The organism is Devosia naphthalenivorans (assembly GCF_003056355.1).
Classification (GTDB): Bacteria; Pseudomonadota; Alphaproteobacteria; order Rhizobiales; family Devosiaceae; genus Devosia; species Devosia naphthalenivorans.
The window spans coordinates 94,418-115,144 of sequence record NZ_PYVW01000007.1; the positions used below are offsets into that span (position 1 = coordinate 94,418).

The 20,727-nt window shown below is 62.9% G+C and carries 23 protein-coding genes; 15 read left to right on the top strand and 8 right to left on the bottom strand.

Annotated features, from left to right (window positions below; translation table 11 throughout):
• From C8264_RS11075 to rnk, 5 genes are all read right to left on the bottom strand, one after another.
• The gene (locus tag C8264_RS11075) at positions 1–582 is read right to left on the bottom strand and encodes a uracil-DNA glycosylase family protein (protein WP_108461040.1); all 582 of its coding nucleotides are present in this window, start codon (positions 580–582) and stop codon (positions 1–3) included.
• A gap of 45 nt (positions 583–627) precedes the next feature.
• The gene (locus C8264_RS11080) at positions 628–1,899 is read right to left on the bottom strand and encodes an O-acetylhomoserine aminocarboxypropyltransferase/cysteine synthase family protein (RefSeq protein WP_108461041.1); all 1,272 of its coding nucleotides are present in this window, start codon (positions 1,897–1,899) and stop codon (positions 628–630) included.
• Between the two features lie 259 nt (positions 1,900–2,158).
• The gene (locus C8264_RS11085) at positions 2,159–2,551 is read right to left on the bottom strand and encodes a GreA/GreB family elongation factor (RefSeq protein WP_108461042.1); all 393 of its coding nucleotides are present in this window, start codon (positions 2,549–2,551) and stop codon (positions 2,159–2,161) included.
• A 48-nt stretch (positions 2,552–2,599) separates the two neighbouring features.
• Positions 2,600–3,121 (bottom strand): GreA/GreB family elongation factor, encoded by a 522-nt coding sequence (locus C8264_RS11090; RefSeq protein WP_108461043.1) that lies wholly within the window; start codon positions 3,119–3,121, stop codon positions 2,600–2,602.
• Positions 3,122–3,249: 128 nt separating this feature from the next.
• Complete coding sequence (rnk, locus tag C8264_RS11095) at positions 3,250–3,663, bottom strand: nucleoside diphosphate kinase regulator (protein WP_108461044.1); 414 nt, start codon at positions 3,661–3,663, stop codon at positions 3,250–3,252.
• A gap of 464 nt (positions 3,664–4,127) precedes the next feature.
• On the opposite strand from rnk, the gene C8264_RS11100 reads away from it, so the two are divergent.
• The 5 genes from C8264_RS11100 to C8264_RS11120 all read left to right on the top strand — a co-directional run bounded on the left by C8264_RS11100 (position 4,128) and on the right by C8264_RS11120 (position 7,776).
• The gene (locus C8264_RS11100; RefSeq protein ID WP_108461045.1) at positions 4,128–4,385 is read left to right on the top strand and encodes a YjhX family toxin; all 258 of its coding nucleotides are present in this window, start codon (positions 4,128–4,130) and stop codon (positions 4,383–4,385) included.
• A gap of 182 nt (positions 4,386–4,567) precedes the next feature.
• On the top strand, positions 4,568–5,470 hold the full coding sequence (locus C8264_RS11105; protein ID WP_108461046.1) for a sulfurtransferase: 903 nt from the start codon (positions 4,568–4,570) through the stop codon (positions 5,468–5,470).
• 96 nt (positions 5,471–5,566) lie between these two features.
• Complete coding sequence (locus C8264_RS11110) at positions 5,567–6,781, top strand: YeeE/YedE family protein (protein ID WP_108461047.1); 1,215 nt, start codon at positions 5,567–5,569, stop codon at positions 6,779–6,781.
• On the top strand, positions 6,778–7,188 hold the full coding sequence (locus C8264_RS22150) for a hypothetical protein (RefSeq protein ID WP_108461048.1): 411 nt from the start codon (positions 6,778–6,780) through the stop codon (positions 7,186–7,188). The genes C8264_RS11110 and C8264_RS22150 overlap by 4 nt, the downstream gene beginning before the upstream one ends.
• Complete coding sequence (locus C8264_RS11120) at positions 7,189–7,776, top strand: DUF6969 family protein (RefSeq protein WP_108461049.1); 588 nt, start codon at positions 7,189–7,191, stop codon at positions 7,774–7,776.
• Here the strand turns inward: C8264_RS11120 and C8264_RS11125 are convergent.
• Positions 7,754–8,773, bottom strand: coding sequence for a LacI family DNA-binding transcriptional regulator (locus C8264_RS11125; protein ID WP_205245667.1), 1,020 nt, complete (start codon positions 8,771–8,773; stop codon positions 7,754–7,756). The two genes, C8264_RS11120 and C8264_RS11125, sit on opposite strands and share 23 nt — an antisense overlap.
• A 123-nt stretch (positions 8,774–8,896) precedes the next feature.
• Between C8264_RS11125 and araD the strand changes: the two genes are divergently transcribed.
• From araD to C8264_RS11165, 8 genes are all read left to right on the top strand, one after another.
• Positions 8,897–10,639, top strand: coding sequence for an L-arabinonate dehydratase (gene araD, locus C8264_RS11130; RefSeq protein WP_108461050.1), 1,743 nt, complete (start codon positions 8,897–8,899; stop codon positions 10,637–10,639).
• A 15-nt stretch (positions 10,640–10,654) separates the two neighbouring features.
• A complete protein-coding gene (locus C8264_RS11135; protein WP_108461051.1) occupies positions 10,655–11,554 on the top strand; it encodes a dihydrodipicolinate synthase family protein in 900 nt (299 codons plus the stop codon).
• A gap of 19 nt (positions 11,555–11,573) precedes the next feature.
• Entirely contained in the window at positions 11,574–12,284 is a 711-nt protein-coding gene (locus C8264_RS11140) for a ribonuclease activity regulator RraA (RefSeq protein WP_108461052.1), read from the top strand.
• A 159-nt stretch (positions 12,285–12,443) separates the two neighbouring features.
• Positions 12,444–13,418 (top strand): galactofuranose ABC transporter, galactofuranose-binding protein YtfQ, encoded by a 975-nt coding sequence (gene ytfQ, locus C8264_RS11145; RefSeq protein WP_425430676.1) that lies wholly within the window; start codon positions 12,444–12,446, stop codon positions 13,416–13,418.
• A 171-nt stretch (positions 13,419–13,589) separates the two neighbouring features.
• Complete coding sequence (locus C8264_RS11150) at positions 13,590–15,107, top strand: sugar ABC transporter ATP-binding protein (protein ID WP_108461053.1); 1,518 nt, start codon at positions 13,590–13,592, stop codon at positions 15,105–15,107.
• Entirely contained in the window at positions 15,104–16,105 is a 1,002-nt protein-coding gene (locus tag C8264_RS11155) for an ABC transporter permease (RefSeq protein ID WP_108461054.1), read from the top strand. Before C8264_RS11150 ends, C8264_RS11155 begins: the two co-directional genes overlap by 4 nt.
• Positions 16,102–17,079: a galactofuranose ABC transporter, permease protein YjfF gene (gene yjfF, locus C8264_RS11160; protein WP_108461055.1), complete on the top strand. Its 978-nt coding sequence runs from the start codon at positions 16,102–16,104 to the stop codon at positions 17,077–17,079. The genes C8264_RS11155 and yjfF overlap by 4 nt, the downstream gene beginning before the upstream one ends.
• Position 17,080: 1 nt before the next feature.
• Positions 17,081–17,821, top strand: coding sequence for a FadR/GntR family transcriptional regulator (locus C8264_RS11165; RefSeq protein ID WP_108461056.1), 741 nt, complete (start codon positions 17,081–17,083; stop codon positions 17,819–17,821).
• 118 nt (positions 17,822–17,939) lie between these two features.
• Here C8264_RS11165 and C8264_RS22155 read toward each other — a convergent pair whose 3' ends face one another.
• Positions 17,940–18,239: a hypothetical protein gene (locus tag C8264_RS22155; RefSeq protein ID WP_205245668.1), complete on the bottom strand. Its 300-nt coding sequence runs from the start codon at positions 18,237–18,239 to the stop codon at positions 17,940–17,942.
• Positions 18,240–18,368: 129 nt separating this feature from the next.
• Here C8264_RS22155 and C8264_RS11175 point away from each other — a divergent pair, with 129 nt between their 5' ends.
• Positions 18,369–19,040 carry a L,D-transpeptidase gene (locus C8264_RS11175; RefSeq protein ID WP_245893082.1) on the top strand — a complete coding sequence of 224 codons (672 nt, stop codon included), beginning with the start codon at positions 18,369–18,371 and terminating at the stop codon, positions 19,038–19,040.
• Positions 19,041–19,091: 51 nt separating this feature from the next.
• Here C8264_RS11175 and C8264_RS11180 read toward each other — a convergent pair whose 3' ends face one another.
• On the bottom strand, positions 19,092–19,649 hold the full coding sequence (locus C8264_RS11180) for a pyridoxamine 5'-phosphate oxidase family protein (protein ID WP_108461124.1): 558 nt from the start codon (positions 19,647–19,649) through the stop codon (positions 19,092–19,094).
• 190 nt (positions 19,650–19,839) lie between these two features.
• Between C8264_RS11180 and C8264_RS11185 the strand changes: the two genes are divergently transcribed.
• Positions 19,840–20,727: a siderophore-interacting protein gene (locus C8264_RS11185; RefSeq protein ID WP_108461058.1), complete on the top strand. Its 888-nt coding sequence runs from the start codon at positions 19,840–19,842 to the stop codon at positions 20,725–20,727.

Here is a 20,727-nt window from a genome sequence, read left to right on the forward strand (position 1 = left end):
TCACCGCTCGAGCGCCGCCTTGATCCGGGCACGCAGGTGGGGGAGGGTTTCGGTTTCAAACCAGCTATTGGCTTTCATCCAGGACACCACGCGCCAGCTTGGGTGCGGGAGCGAGACGAACTTTGCGCTTTCGGGCTGATGCTGCACGTTGTGGGTCAGGGGGTTCTTGCCGGGCAGGTAGAGCCGCTGCGCATAGAGCCCGACCAGCAGGGTCAGCCGCACTTCGCTCAGCTGGGGTATGATGCGGGGGTGCCAGAGCGGCGCACAGGCCGGCAGGGGTGGATTGTCGCCGCCGCCCGGTTTCGCTCCGGGATAGCAGAGGCCAGCCGGCACGATCGCGACATCGCGCGCGTCATAGAACCGGCTCTCGACCAGGCCCAGCCATTCGCGCAGCCGCTTGCCGCTCTGATCGTTCCAGGGCACGCCGCTGAGGTGCACTTTGGTGCCGGGCGCCTGGCCGATGATCAGCACCCTGGAGGTGGCGCTCGCCTGCAGAACGGGCCTGGGGCCTAGCGGAAGCTGGCTCTGGCACAGCGTGCAGGCGCGTGCATCCGCAAGGGTCTGTTCGAGATCGGTAGACATCTGGTGGGCGGTCACCTCATCGTGGGGATGAGGTGACCGTCTACACTAAACGGCGGCGAGCGCCTGCTCGATATCGGCGATGATGTCGTCGATGTGTTCGATGCCGATGGACAGGCGCACGAGGTCTTCCGAGACGCCCGCCTTTGCCAGTTCCTCGGGGTTGAGCTGGCGGTGCGTGGTGGACGCGGGGTGTGCCGCCAGCGATTTGGCGTCGCCGATATTGACGAGCCGCAGGATCATCTTGAGGTTGTCGATGAAGACGCCGCCAGCCTCGCGGCCGCCCTTGATACCGAAGCTCAGGATGCCCGAGGCCTTGCCCTTGGTGATCTTCTGGGCCACCGCATGGAAGCGGCTATCGGGGAGGGCGGCGTAGTTCACCCAGCTCACCTTGGGGTGGGTGCTCAGATACTCGGCGGCCTTGAGCGCGTTGTCGCAGTGCCGCTCCATGCGCAGGCCGAGCGTTTCCAGGCCCTGCAGGATCAGGAAGGCGTTGAACGGGGAGAGCGCCGCGCCGGTATTGCGCAGGGGCACCACGCGGGCGCGGCCGATAAAGGCGGCAGCACCGAGCGCCTCGGTATAGACGACGCCATGATAGGAGGGATCGGCTTCGTTGAGGATCGGGAAGCGATCCTTGTTGGCCACCCAGTCGAATTTGCCGGAATCTACGATGATGCCGCCGATGGAGGTGCCATGCCCGCCGATATATTTGGTGAGCGCGTGGACGACGATGTCGGCGCCGAAATCGAATGGCCGGCACAGATAGGGCGTGGCCACCGTGTTGTCGACGATGACCGGAACGCCGTGGCGATGGGCGATTTCGGCGATGCGCTGGATATCCACCACGTTGCCCAGCGGATTGCCGATCGATTCAAGGAAGACCGCCTTGGTCTTGCCATCGATCAGCTTCTCGAAACCTTCGAAATCATCGAACCCGACCATGCGAACTTCGATGCCCTGGCGGGGGAAGGTGTGCATGAAGAGATTATAGGTGCCGCCATAAAGCTGGGAGATGGAGACGATGTTGTCGCCCACTTCGGCAATGGTCTGGATCGCGTAGGTGATCGCGGACATGCCCGAAGCGACGGCCAATGCGCCGACCCCGCCCTCCATCTCGGCGATGCGCGCTTCGAGCACGGCCGTGGTGGGGTTCATGATGCGGGTGTAGATGTTGCCCGCCACCTTGAGATCGAACAGGTCCGCACCGTGCTGGGTGTCGTCGAACGTGTACGACGTGGTCTGGTAGATCGGCACCGCAGCCGCCTTGGTGGTGGCTTCCGATGTGTAGCCATGGTGCAGGGCTAAAGATTCAAGCTTCAAGGCGTCCTCCGCTTGGCGGCTTATGGGATTGGTGTGCCGCCATGGTGTTAGCTCAATCGACCACAGCTTCAGCCCGGGTGCAACATTGCAGGGGGAACAGGCTTGCTCGTGGCGCTGCCGGGGAGAAACAGTCGTCCCCGGAGCGGTGAAAATGGGCAAGGTTGCAGCGGACCACGGCTGAAGAGCCCCGGTGCCACGACCTCGTCCTTCGACGGGCTCAGGATGAGATCTACTGGGTAAATCCCATCCCGCCGCCGTTCTAGGTTCGGTTGCTGACTGACAGGACCTTCACTTCATGGGTCGCCCCGTCGCGGTCGGTCCAGTGCATGGACTGTCCGGAACGCAGGCCAAGCAATGCCGTGCCGATCGGGGAGAAGATGGAGATGCCGTCTTTTCCGTCATCCTGGGGATAGGCAAGGCGCAGCACTTGCGGCTTTCCGCTGCCGATGCTGGCGACAATGGTCGACTCCATCCTGATCACGTCGGAGGGCAGCAGCCGGTCGTCGACGACCCTGGCGCGACCGAGCTCATAGAGCAGGTCGTCGGCGGCGTCGGCGGTATGGCCTGTGCCGCCCATGGCGAGCACCAGCAAATCATGGCGATCGGCTTCCCCAACGATGATCGAGGGAAGAATGGACCCGAAGAGCCCCACTTTGTTCTCCTGTCAAAAGCATCACTACAACAATCGGCGCGCAGCCGATCAGGCGGCGCTTGGGCCCGGATCGTCGTCGAAACCCCGCTGGAACGGGCGTGCACTGGTGTGCGAAGCAGGCGTTGCTGGCGGCTCCATCTGCTGGCTCGACACGATTTTCAGGGCTGGCTTGAAGCGGTGCTGGGCCGGCTGGAAGGTTACGGCTTCAATATGCAATTGCTCGGTGCTGCCGTCCTTGCGCTGCACCTCGATGGCCTGGCCGACGGCTGCGCCAATCAGCGCCAGGCCACGAGGCGAGCCCAGCGAAAGCGTGAGGCCGTGGTCCTCTTCGCTGGGTTCGCCGATCAGAGTGCGCTCCTCGGGCTGAGCATCGCCGGCCCTGAACCGCACACGGCTATTGAGGGTTACGACATTGGCCGGAACATCGTTGGGGAACACCAGCGTAGCGGCCCCCAGCTTGCGCCGAATGATTTCCGTTGCGCCGGCGAAAGGTTCGCCATGACCTTGCGAGATGGCCTCGAGCAGCGCGAAATCTTTGGATGTTAGAACGACTGGAAGCTGGTCTGACATAGGATACTCCGGGACGAAAAGGGTGTCTGGCTGGCAGGACCCCTGACCCGGAGGCAGTTGATGCCTTATCGGGTCAGGGGCGACGCGCTGCCTTGGGTTTGCCAGCTGACTGGAGGGAGGCCGCGCATTCAGGCCTCCGCAGCTTCGTCGGCGTTCTGGATCACCGACAGAACCGTCAACACGTTCTTGCGGCCATCGCGGGTTTCCCAGGTCATGGATTGGCCAGTCCGCAACCCGATCAGCGCGGCGCCGATGGGGGTGAGCACCGAGATCTTGCCCTGCGAGATATCTGCCTCCACCGGATAAACCAGCGTCACGTCCACTGACTCGTCCCGATCCGTGCGGTACTGCACGCGGGAGTGCATGCGCACGATATCGGCGGGCAGCTTCTTGTCGGGCACCACCTTGGCACGCTCCACCTCCGTCAGGAGGCTTTCGGCCGCCTGGCTGAGCGAGCCACCACCACCGGCAGCCAGTGCCAGGAGTTGGGGATGCTCCGATTGGGCAATCGAGATTTGTGGCCTGAGATTATGAGTACGCATGATGTTTTCTCCGCGTGAACAGCCGCAACCAAGCAGGCGAACGCTAGGGTTCAACTGATCGTGCGTGCTCAAATGATGTGTGTAAGTTCCCGTGCCCCTAAACCTGGCGCGCAGCGCACCCAGATTTAGGGCAACTATCCTTCGACCGGAGTGGCCCGGCGTGCAACCGCTTGGAGGATGATTGAAATCGGGTTCATGCTCTCAAGGTAGGGGCCACGAAAATAAAGTCAAGTCGGACCGGCGCCGGGCCCGATCGGAGCCGATACCCGGCGATGGCGGGCAATTGCGGGGCGGCGCGTTGTGCGCTATGGCAGGCGCATGTGTAAGCACGCAGAGACCCTCTAGGACCTCGCTCCACGTCGGGCGAGGTGATCATCGAACCAGGCTGCCGGCAGGCGCGATGCTGCCCGCGGCCCAGTGTTTGTTCGTGTCCATGTGGACACTGATCGTGGGTTTCCATCCAATTGAATATCTCCAAACCGGAACAGCGAGTGCTGCATGCGCTCGCCCAGGGTGGCTGCATAAAGCCGCTCAAGGACCAGAAGGGCCGCATCGAAAACGTGGAATGCTTCAACCGCGAGGGCTGGCTGATGCCGCAATGCACCCTGCCTGTCTTCAAGAAACTGCGCAGCAAGGGCGCCATCATCTCGCGTGACGGCGCACCGTACCGCATCTCACGACGAGGGCTCGATCTGGTCCGCAGTCAGCTCGACAACAGATGAACCTCTCGCGGCCGGAGCCTGGCTGCTGAGACTGAGGCGTTGGTAGAATAGAAAGCTATTCCCGTCGGGGCGCGTCGTGGAGTTGGGTTTTGCCTTATCCGGCAGAGCTTTGGACCACCAGACGTCGCTTCGGCAGAGATAGAAGGGTAACATGCCGGCACTTACCTGCAGGAGTGTTTTGCATGCGCCTCTCGTCTTTGCTGGCCGCCGCCGTGATGGTTGCGGTCCCTGTGTTTGCCCACGCGGCCGAAGTCACGCCGCTGGTTACCGCAGAGTGGCTGAAATCCCATGCAGGTGACGAGAACCTCGTTATTCTCGATATCCGCGACGACATCGAAAAGACCGATCTGGGCGAGCTTCCCTTTATCGCTAATGCCGTCGTGGCGCCCTATGGGTCTGCCGGCTGGCGCACCGAAGTCGATGGCGTTCCCGGCCAGATTCCCGCCGAAGAGCAGATCGCCGGCCTGATCGGCGGCCTGGGCATTGACGGCGACGATCACGTCGTGATCGTGCCCTGGGGCACGGATTCCTCGGAGTTCGGCGGCGCAACCCGCGTCTACTGGACCTTCAAATATCTCGGCCATGACGATGTTTCGATCCTCGATGGCGGCTGGCGCCAGTATGACGCCCAAGGCGGCGAGCGCGTGGCAGAGGCAGTGACTCCCGAGGCTGTCGAATTCCCATACGAAGTGCAGCCGCAGCTGCGCACGACGACGGACCAGGTCGTCGCAGCGCTCGAAAGCGGCACCAAGCTGATCGATGGCCGCCCCAACGAGCAGTTTATCGGCCAGTCCAAGAGCCCCGTCGTTCGCGTTCCCGGCACCATTCCTGGTGCAGTGAACCTGCCGCACTCCTCGCTCTACAGCGGCGAATATGCCAGCTTTGCCCAGCCGGAAACCGTCGCAACCTTGGTGAAAGATCTTGGCCTGGCTGAAGGCGAAGACAACATCGTCTTCTGCAACACCGGCCATTGGGCTTCGATCATCTGGTTCGGGCTCAGCGAAGTGGCCGGCAACAAGAATACTGCGATGTATGACGGCTCGATGGCCGAATGGGCTGCCGATCCGGCGCGTCCCATTCAGTAACACGGGCCAGCCAGGCACCACTAATCTGGTTTTGGGTGTTGCGCTTGATCGGCGCAGCATCCAAACCTTTTATGAACACAGCGATTTTCGAGAGCCATGAGCGACCTTACTGCCGCCGCGCCAAAATTCCTGCCAGCGCCCAATGCCGACCGCGCCCCGCTTTTCGTTGCCGCGGCCATGCTTGTTGCTGGCTTCGCACTCATTACCTTGCTGGTCGATCTGCGGCAGGGCGCCCTGTTCCTGATCGGCGCGGCGCTCGGCGTAGCGCTTTACCATGGCTCCTTCGGCTTCACCGGCGGCTGGCGCCGCATGGTGGTGGAAAAGCGCGGACGTGGCCTGCGAGCGCAGATGCTGACCATCGGGGTCGCAGCCATAGCCATGATCCCGCTCGTGGCAGCCGGCAATATCGGCGGCCAGGCCATGGTCGGAGCGCTGGCCCCGGTCGGGCTGTCGGTGCTGATCGGCGCGGCCATGTTCGGCCTGGGCATGCAATTGGGCGGCGGATGCGGCTCGGGCACGTTGTTCACGGTGGGCGGGGGATCGTCCCGCATGCTGGTCACGCTCGTCTTCTTCATCGTCGGCGCGCTGGTCGGAACGGCGCATCTGCCGTTCTGGCTGCTCCAGCCATCGCTACCGCCCGTCAGCATCGGCGCTGAACTGGGCGTCGGTTTTGCCATCGCGGTGACCATCGCGGGCCTAGCGCTGGTGGCGCTGGTCTCGGCGCTGATCGAACGGCGTGTGCACGGCAATATCGAATCCGAACCTGCTCCGGTTCGTCCGGGCTGGACTTGGGTGTTGCGCGGCCCTTGGCCGTTGGTCGGGGCTGGTCTGATGCTGGCGCTATTGAATATCGCCACCCTGCTGCTCGCCGGGCATCCCTGGTCTATCACCTATGGTTTCGGCCTCTGGGGCGCCAAGATCGCGCAGACTGCCGGCGTCGACGTTGCCAGCTGGGAGTTCTGGACCTGGCCCGCACAGGCACAGGCCCTCAACTCCAGCGTATTGGCCGACACGGTTTCGGTGATGGATTTCGGGCTGGTTCTGGGCGCTGCCCTGGCCGCCGCCATTGCCGGCAAATTCGCGCCCAAGGCCAAGATCCCGCTCGGCTCGCTGCTGGCGGCGGTGGTCGGCGGGCTGCTGATGGGCTATGGCGCACGCCTGTCCTTTGGCTGCAATATCGGCGCGCTGTTTTCGGGGATTGCGACGGGGAGCCTGCACGGCTGGCTGTGGTTTGCCGCCGCCTTTGTCGGCTCCATCGGGGGCGTCGCCCTGCGCCCCATGTTCGGCCTTGATGGGTTTGCCAAGAAATGAGCGCACGCAACACTCTGCTTTTTGGCGCTGCATTGGCTGTTTCGACCGCCGCTATCGCCTATGACCATGTCACCAATCCGGTGCCGCCTCGCCCTACTTACGGCGGAACGACGGCCGCGTCCGGCACAGCGCCGTGCGCTGCGGCTCCCTGCGCTGCCGGGGCCGCACCATGTGCTGCTGGCGCAGTAGCGCTTGCACCGCCGCCGCCACCGCCCGCTGCGGCGCCTTGCGCTGCTGGAGCACCGCAACTGGCTGCGCCTCCGCCGCCACCGGCCACCCCAGCGGCCCAGGCAAAGCTCGCGCCTCCGCCGCCACCTGCCGCAAGCGCGCTGGCGGCACCGCCTCCACCACCCAAGGCCAAGCCTGCGGGTGAGGAAGCGCCCGATCTCGTGGTGAACGGGGGCTAGATGAGCGAGCAGGCACTGGCCGAAATCGCCTTCTGTGAAGCAGTCCTCGCCAAGGGCGGGCTCAATGTGCTGAGCGAGACGTTCCAGGGCGTCTCCTCCATCGAGGCGTGGGATCACTATCCTCCCGGCGACGTGTTCGACCCGGCCAGCAATTCGCAGTGGTTCTATCATTGCCACCCTGCTGCCGAGGGCTCTGCCGAACACGGGCATTTCCATTGCTTCCTGCGGCCGCAGGGCGCCAATGGTCCCATTCATCATCTGGTTGCGATCGGCGTGGACGCCAATGGGCGGCTGTTGCGCCTGTTCACGGTCAACCAATGGGTGGTGGGAGATGATTGGGCCGATGCGGAGACGTTGATTGGTCTAGCGTCACGCTTCGATATGCAGATGCCGCGGCCGTCCTATCTGGTGAACCGCTGGCTCACGGCCGTTTTTGCTGCCTATGAGCCGCAGATCGTCGATTTGTTGCGCGAGCGGGACCGCGTGTTGGCGGCGGCTGGGGGCGGCGTATCCGAGGACCGTAGCCTCGAAGTGCTGTCGGAATTCATCGTCCCCGCACAGCCCGCTACGCCGAACCCCGCTGGATAAACTCGAACCCGACATCGTGGACCGCGTTGGACGGGCCGATTTTGGCAAAGCCCGCCAATAGTGCTTGTGCCGCCTGCTTGCCCAGTACCTGCCGGTCGATGCGCACGGTGGTTAGTGGTGGATGGGTTTGGGCCGCAAAATCCTGATCGCCGAAGCCGATCACCGCGAGATCGCCAGGAACCGAGAGGCCCTGCGCACCAGCCTCGACCAGGGCGCCATGCGCGAACTGGTCCGAACTGCAAAACAGCACCGTTCTTGCAGGCAGGTCCTGCTGCAGCAGTTGGACCACCGCTTCGCGACCCAGGCCGAGCGTGGCCGAGCGGTCGAAATCGATCTGTTGCACGGCAATGCCACTGCGCTTGCCGAAATGCCGTGCAAAGGCATCGCGCCGGCGCTGCGCACGCTCGTCCCCGGCCGTGATGGTAGCTGCATGCAGATAACCCGCGCTTAGTGCGAAGTCGGCCGCCGCAATAGCGGCATCCACATGCGAAAAGCCGACGCAGCGATCGATCGGCGTTTCGGAAATGTCCCAGATTTCGACGACGGGAATACCGGCGTTCAGCAGCATGCGACGCGCACCCGGACTATGCCTCACGCCCGTCAGCAGGATTGCATCCGGCCGTCGCGACAGATGGGTGGCGATGGCTTTTTCCTCGCGTTCCGGGTCGTAACCGGTTTCCGAAAGCATGATCTGGTAGCCATGCCCCCACATGATCTCCGAAAAGGCGTGCAGCATGCTGGCATAGACGATGTTGGTCACCGACGGTACGAGCGCCGCAACAAGGTTGCTCTTGCTCGATGCCAGCGCGCCCGCCAGCGCATTAGGCACAAAGCCGGTGCGCGCGATGGCGTCATGGATCCGCTGCAGGGTTTCCGCAGAAACCTTGGAGGGCGACGAGAGCGCCCGCGACACCGTCACCTGCGACACGCCCGCCAGGCGTCCGACATCCGCCATGGTCACCCCACGTTTCGGTGGATCCTCATTGCGGTCGGTCATTGCGGATGGCGCCTCATATACATGCGCTAACATGGTGGCAGCTTTAGATGCAATGGCAGCGGGGGAGAGTGGTTGACCTGCGTTAATGTATGCGCATACATAAGCGCCGGAGGAGAAGCCGATATGAGCCGGGAAACGCCCAAGACTGCAGCAGATTTGCGTTCGGCACGATGGTTCGCGCCTGACGATTTGCGCACTTTCGGACACCGCTCGCGACTGATGCAGCTTGGCTATTCCGAGGCCGATTTCCTGGGCAAGCCGATCATCGGCATTCTCAACACATGGTCCGAACTCAATGCCTGCCACGGCCACTTCCCGCAGCGGGTGCAGGATGTGAAACGCGGCGTAGCGCAGGCCGGTGGCTTTGCGGTGGAGCTGCCGACGCTGTCGGTGGACGAAAGTTTTACCAAGCCAACCTCCATGCTGTACCGCAACCTGCTGGCCATGGAGACGGAAGAAACCATCCGCTCGCATCCGCTGGATGGCGTGGTGCTGATGGGCGGTTGTGACAAGACCACGCCGGGCCTCGTCATGGGCGCGATTGCAGCCGGCATTCCGATGATCTATCTGCCCGCCGGACCCATGCTGCGCGGCAATCATGCCGGTGGCGTGCTGGGCTCGGGATCGGACGCCTGGAAGTATTGGGACGAGCGGCGCGCCGGCAATGTTTCGGACGCGCAATGGCGTGGCCTGCAGGGCGGCATCGCCCGCTCGGCCGGCATCTGCATGACCATGGGCACCGCCTCGACCATGACTGCGATCACCGATGCAATGGGACTCACCCTGCCCGGTGCCTCATCCATTCCGGCGGTGGATTCGGGCCATTCCCGCATGTCCGCCGATTGCGGACGGCGCATCGTGGATATGGTCTGGGAAGATCTGGGGCCCGACAGGATCGTGACCGCCGCCGCGATGCGCAATGCCGCTATTGTCGCGATGGCCACGGGTTGCTCCACCAATGCCGTCGTGCACCTGGTTGCCATGGCCCGCCGGGCGGGCATCGCCATGACGCTGGATGATCTGGATGCGCTTGGCCGCACCACGCCGCTGCTGGCCAATGTGCGCCCGTCAGGCAAGGACTACCTGATGGAGGATTTTTTCTACGCTGGCGGTCTCCTGGCCCTGATGAGCCAGATCAGCGATAGGCTGGACACCTCCTGCCTTACCGTAAATGGCAGGACGCTGGGCGAGAATCTCCAGGGCGCCGTGGTCTACAATGATGACGTGATCCGTCCCTTGAGTAACCCCGTTTACCATGAAGGCTCCCTCGCCGTGCTGCGCGGCAATCTTTGTCCCGATGGCGCCGTCATCAAGCCCGCGGCATGCGATCCGAAATACCATGTGCATCAGGGCCCGGCCCTGGTGTTCGACAGCTATCCCGAGATGAAGCAGGCCATTGACGACGAAAACCTTGAGGTGACGCCGGACCATGTGCTGGTGCTGCGCAATGCGGGGCCGCAGGGCGGTCCGGGCATGCCCGAATGGGGCATGTTGCCCATCCCCAAGGCGCTGATCAAGCAGGGCCACCGTGACATGCTGCGCATTTCGGACGCCCGCATGTCGGGCACATCCTATGGGGCCTGTGTGTTGCATGTCGCTCCTGAATCCTATGTCGGCGGTCCCCTCGCCTTGCTGCGCAATGGCGACATCGTGCGGCTGGACCTACCCGACCGTCGGCTCGACATGCTGGTGGCCGAGGACGAATTGGCGCGCCGTCGCGCCGAGTGGTCGCCACCGCCAGCGCGCTTCGAACGCGGCTGGGGCTGGATCTATTCCAAACACGTGACGCAGGCCGACAAGGGCTGCGACTTCGACTTCCTTGAACGCGACTTCGGGCCGGCTGCCGGCGAACCCGACATCTTCTAGGCTGGAGCGAACGCAATGACACTGACCCTCGATCAGGCCCTGACTGGAATTTCCGGCATCCTGGTGACCCCGTACGATAGCAATGGCGATGTCGCTCCTGCCCGGCTCGCGCCAATTCTCGACCGCGCCCTGAGCGCAGGCCTCCACATGCCGGTGGTCAACGGCAATACGGGTGAGTTCTACGCGCTCACAACCGATGAAGCTTCCACCATGGTGCGCTCGGTTGCCGAACTGGTGGCGGGTCGCGCGCCCCTATTAGCCGGCATTGGGCGCGGAGTGCGTGACGCCTGTGCGCTTGCGAAAATCTCGGCGGAAGCCGGCGCCACGGCGCTGATGGTACACCAGCCGCCCGATCCGTTCGTTGCGCCGCGCGGCATCGTGGATTACCTCAAGGCCATCGCCAATGCCGCCGATGGGCTGCCGATGATGCTCTATCTGCGCAACGACGCCATCGGCACCAAGGCTATTGCTGATCTCTGCGCCCTGCCCAACGTCAAGGGCGTCAAATGGGCGACGCCCAATCCGCTCAGGTTGGCCGAAGCAAAGGCTGCGTGCGACCCATCAATCGTCTGGGTCGGGGGACTTGCCGAAGTCTGGGCGCCGGCGTTCTACGCCGTGGGCGCGCGCGGTTTTACGTCCGGGCTCATCAATGTATGGCCCGAGCGCTCCGTCGCCATTCACGCGGCGCTGGAGGCCGGCGACTTCAAAAAGGCGAACGAGCTCATCGCCGGCATGAAGGCCTTTGAGGACATTCGCGCCGAGGAAATGAACGGCGCCAATGTCACCGGCGTCAAGGCCGCGCTTCTTGCACTTGGGCGCGATTGCGGCCCCACGCGTCCGCCTTCGGCCTGGCCGCTGACCCCGGCACAGCAAGCCAAGCTCGACGCCTTCATCGCCAGCAATCAGCTCACCTGACCCTCCCGGAACCCCGCATATGAACCAGACCATGCACGACAAGCTGATGAATGTTTCGGTCGCGACGCTCGCCACAGCGCTGTTCAAGCGCGGGCTGCGCAACCAGGTGATCCAGGGCGTTCATCCAGTGCAGCCCAAGGGCCGCAACATGGTCGGGCCCGCCTTCACCCTGCGCTATATTCCGGCGCGTGAAGATCGCAACCAGCTGAGTGAATTTCGCAATCCCCAGCACCCGCAGCGCGTGGCGGTGGAGACCTGTCCGGCCGGGAATGTCATGGTGATCGACAGCCGCAAGGACCCGCGCGCAGCGTCGGCCGGCGATATCCTGGTCACCCGGTTGATGGTGCGCGGCGTTGCCGGCGTGGTAACAGATGGCGGTTTTCGCGACGCCGCCACCATCGGCACGCTGGATATTGCGGCCTATCACACCCGCCCCTCCAGCCCTACCAATCTGACGCTTCATGAGGCGCTCGATCTCAACGTGCCCATCGGCTGCGGCGACGTCGCGGTGTTCCCCGACGACATCATCGTTGGCGATGATGATTGCGTCATCGTCATTCCCGCGCACATTGCCGGCGAAGTGGCCGATGAGGCTGTCGAGATGACGGCCTACGAAGATTTCGTGCTCGAAAAGGTCAAGGCCGGAACGCCGGTGATCGGGCTTTACCCCAAGACGCAGCCGCAATTCGATGAAGAATTCCGGCAATGGCGGCTTCGCGGGGGCCGCTGACTTCAGCCAAATCGCAGCATTGAACCGGACTTCCACGAGGTCAGTCTGGTCACGCCCGGCACTACTCTCTTTGGTACTTTACATATAATAGTACTTTATGTAGCGTCCTCCTCATTGCCGCAGGTGAACACGCCGTGGCGATCTCATTGGGAGGACATCGTGAACATCATCACCAAGCTTGCCGTCGCGGCAAGCCTCGCTACCGCTTTGACGTCTGTCAGCCTTGCCCAGGAAAACCTGAATGGCCTGGTCGTCGGCTTCAGCCAGATCGGCTCTGAATCGGGCTGGCGCGCTGCCGAAACCTCGGTCACCAAGCAGCAGGCCGAAGAACTGGGCATCGATCTCAAGTTTGCCGATGCGCAGCAGAAGCAGGAAAACCAGATCAAGGCCATCCGCGGCTTCATCGCCCAGGGCGTTGACGCGATCCTGCTGGCTCCGGTCGTCGCCACCGGCTGGGAAAACGTTTTGACCGAAGCCAAGGAAGCCGAAATCCCGGTCATCCTGCTCGATCGCGGCGTGGATGCGCCCGAAGACCTTTACCTGAGCACCGTTGCCTCCGACCAGGTGCTGGAGGGCCGCGTTGCCGGCGAATGGCTGGTTGCCGAAGTGGGCGAGGAAGAGTGCAAAGTCGTCGAACTCCAGGGCACCGTCGGCTCCACCCCCGCCATCAATCGCAAGCAGGGCTTTGAAGAAGCCATTGCCGGCCACGACAACATCACCATCGCCCGCAGCCAGACCGGCGACTTCACCCGCGCCAAGGGCAAGGAAGTAATGGAAGGCTTCATCAAGGCGGAAAACGGCGGCGCCGAAATCTGCGCAGTCTATGCCCACAATGACGACATGGCCGTTGGCGCCATCCAGGCGATCAAGGACGCAGGGCTTAAGCCCGGCACCGATATCAAGGTTGTCTCCATCGACGCCGTTCCCGATATCTTTGCCGCCATGGCAGCCGGTGAAGCCAATGCCACCGTGGAACTGACCCCCGACATGGCGGGCCCAGCCTTCCAGGCGCTCTCGGCATATCTCGCCGATGGCACCGAGCCCGAAAAGTTCATCATCACCGAGTCCAAGCTTTATACTCCGGCAGATGATCCGCAGGGCGAGTACGACCGCCGCAAGGGGTTGGGGTACTAGCTAAAGCCAGGACCACCCGTTGCACGGGTGGTCCGTTTGCCGTGTCAGAAAAGCCCTCATGGTGAGCTTGTCGAACCACGAGGGCGGGCGCGCTATCGTGCCACGACCTCGTCCTTCGACAAGCTCAGGATGAGGTCTACTGGCGGAACTAACCATTGAGCGGGGACACACATGGCGAATAGTCCATTCGTGCTCGAAGCGCGCGGCGTCATCAAGATTTTTGGCAATCATACCGCGCTCGATGCCGTCGATTTCGGCCTCAAGGCGGGCGAGGTCCATGCCCTTTTGGGCGAGAACGGCGCCGGCAAATCCACGCTCATCAAGATTTTGACCGGAGCCTACCAGCCGGACGGCGGCGGGGTGTTTGTCCAGGGCGAGCAGGTGCACCTCGATAATCCACTGCATGCCCAGACACATGGCATCGGCACGGTCTATCAGGAAGTCAATCTGCTGCCCAATCGCTCGGTGGCGGAGAACCTTTATCTCGGTCACCAGCCTACCCGTTTCGGGCTTGTCGACCATCGCAAGATGGAAGCCAACGCCAAAGTCCTGCTGCAGCGCTATGGGCTCAACCTTGATCCCGGGAGCGAACTTGGCACCCATTCGGTTGCCGTGCAGCAGATCGTCGCCATTGCGCGTGCGGTGGAGCTATCCGGCAAGGTGCTGATCCTGGACGAACCTACCGCCAGCCTTGATCGCAACGAGGTGGAGCGCCTGTTCGAGGTGGTGCGTGATCTCAAGAGTCGCGGCCTCGCCATCATCTTCATCACTCATTTTCTCGATCAGGTTTTCGCCATTGCCGACCGCGTCACGGTGCTGCGCAACGGCAGGCTGGTCGAAACGCGCCCGCTCGATAGCGTCAGCCGCACCGATGTGGTTCGCCTGATGCTGGGCAAGGACATCGCCTTTTCCGGCGCGACGGACCTCGAGCCCGAAAACGCTCACTCCGAAGTGCTGCTCGACTTTCGCGATTATGGCCGCAAGAAAAGCGTGCAACCGTTCAACCTCACCGTCCACAAGGGCGAGGTCATCGGCATTGCGGGACTTTTGGGCTCCGGGCGCACGGAAATGGCCCGCATCATGTTCGGAGCCGATCCGGCGGACCAAGGCACGCTGCATATCAGCGGCAAGCCTGTGTCCATCCGCAACACCAGCGATGCCATCGCCCAGGCTTTCGGCTTCTGCCCCGAGGACCGCAAGGCGGAGGGCATTTTCGGCGATCTTTCGGTGCGCGAAAACATCGTCATCGCCCTGCAGGGGAAACTGGGCTGGTTCCGCGCGCTTAATCGCGACGAACAGCTCGAAATAGCCGGCAAGTTCGGTGAGGCCATGGACATCCGTGCCGCCTCGCTCGACATGCCGGTGAAGCTGCTTTCCGGCGGCAACCAGCAAAAGGTCATCCTGTCGCGCTGGCTTGCCACCGATCCGGCTTTCCTGATCCTTGACGAGCCGACGCGCGGCATCGATGTGGGCGCCCATGCCGAAATCGTGCGCACCATCAATCGCCTGCGTGACGATGGCATGGCCATGATCGTGATCTCGTCCGAACTCGACGAAGTGGTCGCCTATAGCTCGCGCATCGTCGTCATGCGGGACCGCGAAATGGTCGCCGAATTGCGTGGCAAGAACATCAACCCCGGGGTTATCGTGCAGGCAATCGCCAATCATCCAGACGAGGCCGTGGCATGAAGCGGCTGCATCTCGAGCGCCTCGCCAATCCGCAATTGCTCGCCCTGGCTGGCGTCCTGCTGATCAACTGGCTGCTGTTCCCCAATTTCTTCCGCATCACTTGGCAGGATGGCCGCCTGTTCGGCAGCCTGATTGACGTGATCAACCGCGGTGCGCCTGTGGCGATCCTCGCCATCGGCATGACCGGCGTTATCGCGACCAAGGGGGTCGACCTTTCGGTCGGCGCCATCATGGCGGTTTGCGGCGCTGTTGCCGCGACGATGGTGGTGGCGGGCTATCCGACACCCGTAGCCGTCATTGCCGCGCTTGCGGTGGGTCTGGCCTGCGGGTTGTGGAACGGCTTTCTTGTCGCCGTGCTCGATATCCAGCCGATCATTGCCACGCTGGTGCTGATGGTCGCCGGGCGCGGCATCGCCCAGCTGATCACGGAAGGCTCCATCGTTACCTTCAACGATCCGGCGCTGATCTTTATCGGAACCGGCAGTTTCCTTGGCCTGCCCATGGCGGCGGTGATCGCCCTGGTGTTGATGGTCCTGGTGACGTTTCTCGTGCGCCGCACCGCCATCGGCCTTTTTATCCAGGCTATCGGCGTCAATCGCGCTGCCGCCTCGCTGAGCGGTATTCGCAGCCGGATGCTGCTGATGCTGGTTTATGCGCTGAGCGGGTTCTGCGCCGCTATCGCCGGTATCGTCGTTGCCGCCGACATCCGCGGTGCTGACGCAAACAATTCCGGCCTCTGGCTCGAACTCGACGCCATCCTTGCCGTGGTCATCGGCGGCACGTCGCTCTTGGGCGGGCGCTTCTCCATTCCCATGGCGGTAGTCGGCGCACTGATCATCCAGGCAATGAATACCGGTATCCTGGTGTCCGGTTTCCGGCCCGAGTTCAACCTGATTGTCAAGGCGGGCATGATCATCCTGATCCTCCTGATCCAGTCGCCCCTTGCCGGACGTCTGTTTACTGGCCGGCTGGTTCCGGCAAAGGCAGCACGCAAATGAAACGCAGCCTGCGCCCCCTCGCCGCCACCGCGGTTATCTTCATCATCGCCTACGCACTGAGCGTCCTGCAGTTCCCGAGCATGCTCTCGACCCGCGTGCTGGGCAATTTTCTCACCGACAATGCCTTCCTCGGCATTGCCGCCGTCGGCATGACGTTCGTCATCATTTCCGGCGGCATCGATCTGTCCGTGGGCGCGGTCATCGGGTTCACCGGCGTGCTGGTCGCCGTCCTGATCAGCTGGATGGGCATTCACCCGCTCCTGGCCTTCGCCATTGCCCTGGGCGTCGCCGGGCTGTTCGGCGCCGCCATGGGGCTCACCATCCACTTCCTCAACGTGCCCTCGTTTATCGTTACCCTCGCGGGCATGTTCCTGGCGCGCGGGGGCGCCTCGGTCATCACCCAGGATTCGGTGCCCATCAACCACGATTTCTACGGTACCGTCACCGGCCTCATCATCCGCCTGCCCGGCGGTGGCAGGCTCAGCTTCATCGGCCTGCTGATGATCGCCATCTTCATCCTGGGCGCCCTGCTCGCGCACCGGACGCGCTTTGGCTCCTATGTCTATGCGCTGGGCGGCAATGAGGTTTCGGCCTCCTTGATGGGCGTGCCGGTGGCGCGCACCACCGTTCAGATCTACATGCTGTCGAGCATGCTGGCGGCCTTGGCAGGCATCGTGTTCTCGTTCTACACCTCCGCCGGCTATCCGCTGGCGGCGGTCGGCGTGGAGCTCGATGCGATCAGCGCCGTGGTGATCGGGGGAACGCTCTTGACCGGCGGCTATGGCTTTGTTCTAGGCACTTTTGTCGGCGTCATGCTGCTGGGGCTGGTGCAAACCTACATCATCTTCGACGGCACGCTGTCGAGCTGGTGGACCAAGATCGTGATCGGCGTGCTGCTGTTCCTGTTCATCGTCCTGCAGCGGGTCATATTCGCAGCCTCCACCCCAGGAGAGAAGTCGCCCGAGAAGGCATAGCATGATCGAAGCAGGCAGCCTTATTCGCTCGCTTTCCGGGCGACCCGCTGCACGGAACTTCCACACTTTCGTTATAAACGAGATCGGCCTGGGCATCGTCACCGGCAAGTTTCCTGTTGGCTCGATCCTGGCCAGCGACGCCGTGATGATGGAAACCTATGGTGTTTCGCGAACCGTGCTGCGCGAGGCGCTCAAGACACTGGAAGCCAAGGGATTGATCGAAGCACGACCGAAGGTGGGCACGCGCGTTTCGCCCACCAGCCGCTGGAACTATTTCGATCCCCAGGTGCTCTCCTGGCACTTCTATGCCAAGCCCGACCGGCGCTTCTACGAAAGCCTTTTCGACATCCGCCGTTCACTGCAGGTCCGCGCCGTACACCTCGCCAGCGAGCGTCGCTCGGCCGAGCATGTGCGCCTGATGAAGTATTGGCTGCACCAGATGGATATGTCGGAGGGCAACCTCGAAGCCCATGGCCTGGCGGGGCTCGAAATCCACCGCGCCATTGCCGAAAGCTCCGGCAACAGCCTGCTCCGCTCTGTCACCGGCATCGTGGAGCTGACCCTGGCGCTGGCCCTCAAATCCCTCGCCGACACGGATTCAGCCAGCTATCGCAGCGCTTCCATCAGCGCCCACGACGCGCTGCTCCACGCCATCGAAACCGGCAGCAAGGAGGATGCGCAGCGGGCGCTGAACATCATCCTCGACCTGGACGAAGCGCAGGCAAGCAAGCTCGTGCCTTAGCACAGAGGGGCAAACGGCCAGTCAAAAGAAAACCGCGACTACATCCACACAGGCGTTGTGCAGATGCAACGCCGCAAGACTCTCTCGTCCGGCGCCTCGCATCCTGCATCAGGATATACTAGAACCGGTTCATGAACAGGTTCCTGCTGCTCATCGCTATGCTGTTTGGATTGGTGGCCGTTCCCGGGCCGGCCATGGCCAGCGCCGTGGCAAGTGGCCATTTCTGGACGATCGCCAGCCAGGAGCTATGCGTTGAGGCGGATGCTTCCCAACGCAGCGCGCCAGCCTTCAAGCCCTGTTCCAAGAAGATCCACGGGCAAATGATATCGTGCCAGCAGGCAATTGGCGTCTTGCCGTTCGTGGATGCGTGCAGTGTCAATGCGCAGGCCGCGGTGTTCGCATCGTCGCGGGATAACACCGTCACTGCCCCAGGCGACGACGGACGCTTCCGACCTCCGCGAGCCGTCTAGGAACGCTGGCGACAAAGCCTCGCCAAAATCCCTGATCCTGATCCCTTGAGAGGCGGCCGCGACGGCTGCTGGATGACATGCATATCACCATGATTTCGCGCCGGCACATGATGCTGGGTGCCACAAGCCTTGCCGCACTTGCTCTGGCCGGCTGCACGACCACCAAACCGACAATACCCGTTGCGCCTCCCGCACCGGCGATACCGCCCGAATACCTGGCCATGTATGCGGCCATACCGGATGAGCGCTTTCCGATTCCGGCGGCCCGCATCGACCTGGTCGATCCGATATACTGGCGGCAGGAAGTGGCCAACATCACCGGCGAGAAGCCGGGCGTGGTGGTGGTCGATACGCCGAACCGCTTCCTTTACTGGACGATGGAGAACGGCCGGGCCATGCGCTACGGCGTCGGCATCGGCCGGGAGGGCTTTGCCTGGAAAGGCCGCGGCCATATCGCCTATGGTCGCGAATGGCCGACCTGGACGCCACCATCCGACATGATCAAGCGGCAGCCCGAACTTGAACCGTACCGGCATGGGATGGAGCCCGGCCCGGAAAACCCGCTAGGCCCGCGCGCGCTCTACATTCACCAGGGTAATCGGGACACTCTCTATCGCCTGCACGGAAACATGGACGCCGATTCAATCGGCAAGGCCGTGTCCAGCGGTTGCGTACGGCTGCTCTTCCAGGATGTCATCGACTTGTATGACCGGGTCCGGTGGGGCGCGCCAATCGTGGTCGTGCAATAGCCAAGGCATTGGAAGGCCGGCGCCTCACCGGCCTTCCACCTTGCTCAGGCACTAGGATTCCTCGAACAAGCCTGTGGGGAAACCATCGAGGCTGACCTGGTTCTTCTCCCGCCAATATGCTTCGATGCCATCGACGCCCTTGGCGCGCGCCCAGTCGTCCATCTGTGGGCGCTCGTCCTTGTAGTCGAACAGCGGCACGCCATATCCGCATGAGGTCTGCACCAGATCAAAATCGAGGCGCACCATCTGGCGCGCGCCCAGCGGAGCGTTGCCATCAAACAGCGTTGCCAACAGATGCCGGTACTCATCGCTCGCACGGTGAATGACCCGCCCCTGGCCATATAGCCGCATGATGAGCGGCGGCCCTTCAACCGCACAGAACATGATGGTCAGCCTGCTGTCCGCCTTCAGGTGTGCGGCAGTCTCGTTGCCGCTACCGGTGCGATCGAGATACAGGACGGCATTGTCTCCCAGGACCCGGAACATGTCGGTGCTGCGTGGCGACACGTTCACATGCCCGGTCGGCGCTGCCGAAGCCGTGAAGAACATGTGTTGCGCGGCGATGAAACGATGGTGGTGGGATTCTAGTGCGGGGAATTGCTTGGCCATGCTGGCAGAATGACATGCAAGTCCACCGGTTGAAACCATTATGCGGCCCGCCATCGCCACAGCGCCAAGCTTGTGTGATTGTGAAAAAATGATAGGAACTGTCATGTTTACCTGACGGTGGCCAGAAAGCGCCGCTGCCGTGCCAGCCAAGTGGCACAATCCAGACCTGATAGATAACGGGACGAAGCGCTTGACCAAGATCTTCCATGAGGCCGAGGTGCTTGCCAAGCGAGTGCTCACTCCGGGAATGCTCCGTCTGACGTTCGGCGGCGAGGGCTTGGCCGATTTCCAAAGCACAGGGGTGGGCGATGAATATGTGCGCCTGTTTTTCCCCAACGCCGAGACCGGCCGCATCCACCTGCCGCATATCGATGAAAACGGCCGCTGGAGTTATCCTGACGGCCAGAAAGCCGTGCGCTATTCCACCTACACGGTGCGGGACTATCGATCAGACCTAAGGGAGATCGACGTCGATTTCGTGGTGCACGATGGTGGCATGGCGAGCGACTGGGCACAGCGCTGCTGCGCCGGCGATACCGTGACAATCAACAAGCCGCGCGCGCTTTATGCGCCGCCCGACGACATCGTCTGGCAATTGCTAGTGGCGGATGCAACGGGCCTGCCGGCCCTGGCGCGCCTGCTGGAGCAGACGCCCGAGCATGTGCAGACGCGGGCCTTCATCGAGGTTGCTGAACCCAGTCATGAGCTGGATCTGCCCTATCATCCCCATGCCAGCGTGACCTGGCTGCATGGCAGCGGCAATGGCGTGGCGGCAAGCCGGGTGGGCGAAGTGGTGCGTGCGCTGCCCCTGCCGCCAACGCCCGGATATATCTGGGTCGCCGGTGAGCAGCGGGTGGTGCGCAGCCTGCGCCGTTATATTCGCCACGATCTGCGCATGCCCGCCGAGCGGTACGAGTTGGTCGGATACTGGACCGAAGACGCACGGGCCTGGGAAGAGCGCTACGACGCCTTGCCCGAAGCCGTTCGTGCGGCGATTGCGGCAGGCTGGGATTCCGGGCGCGACCGCGAGGTTGTGCGCGACGAGTATTATGCCACCCTTGAGCGATTCGGGCTCTAG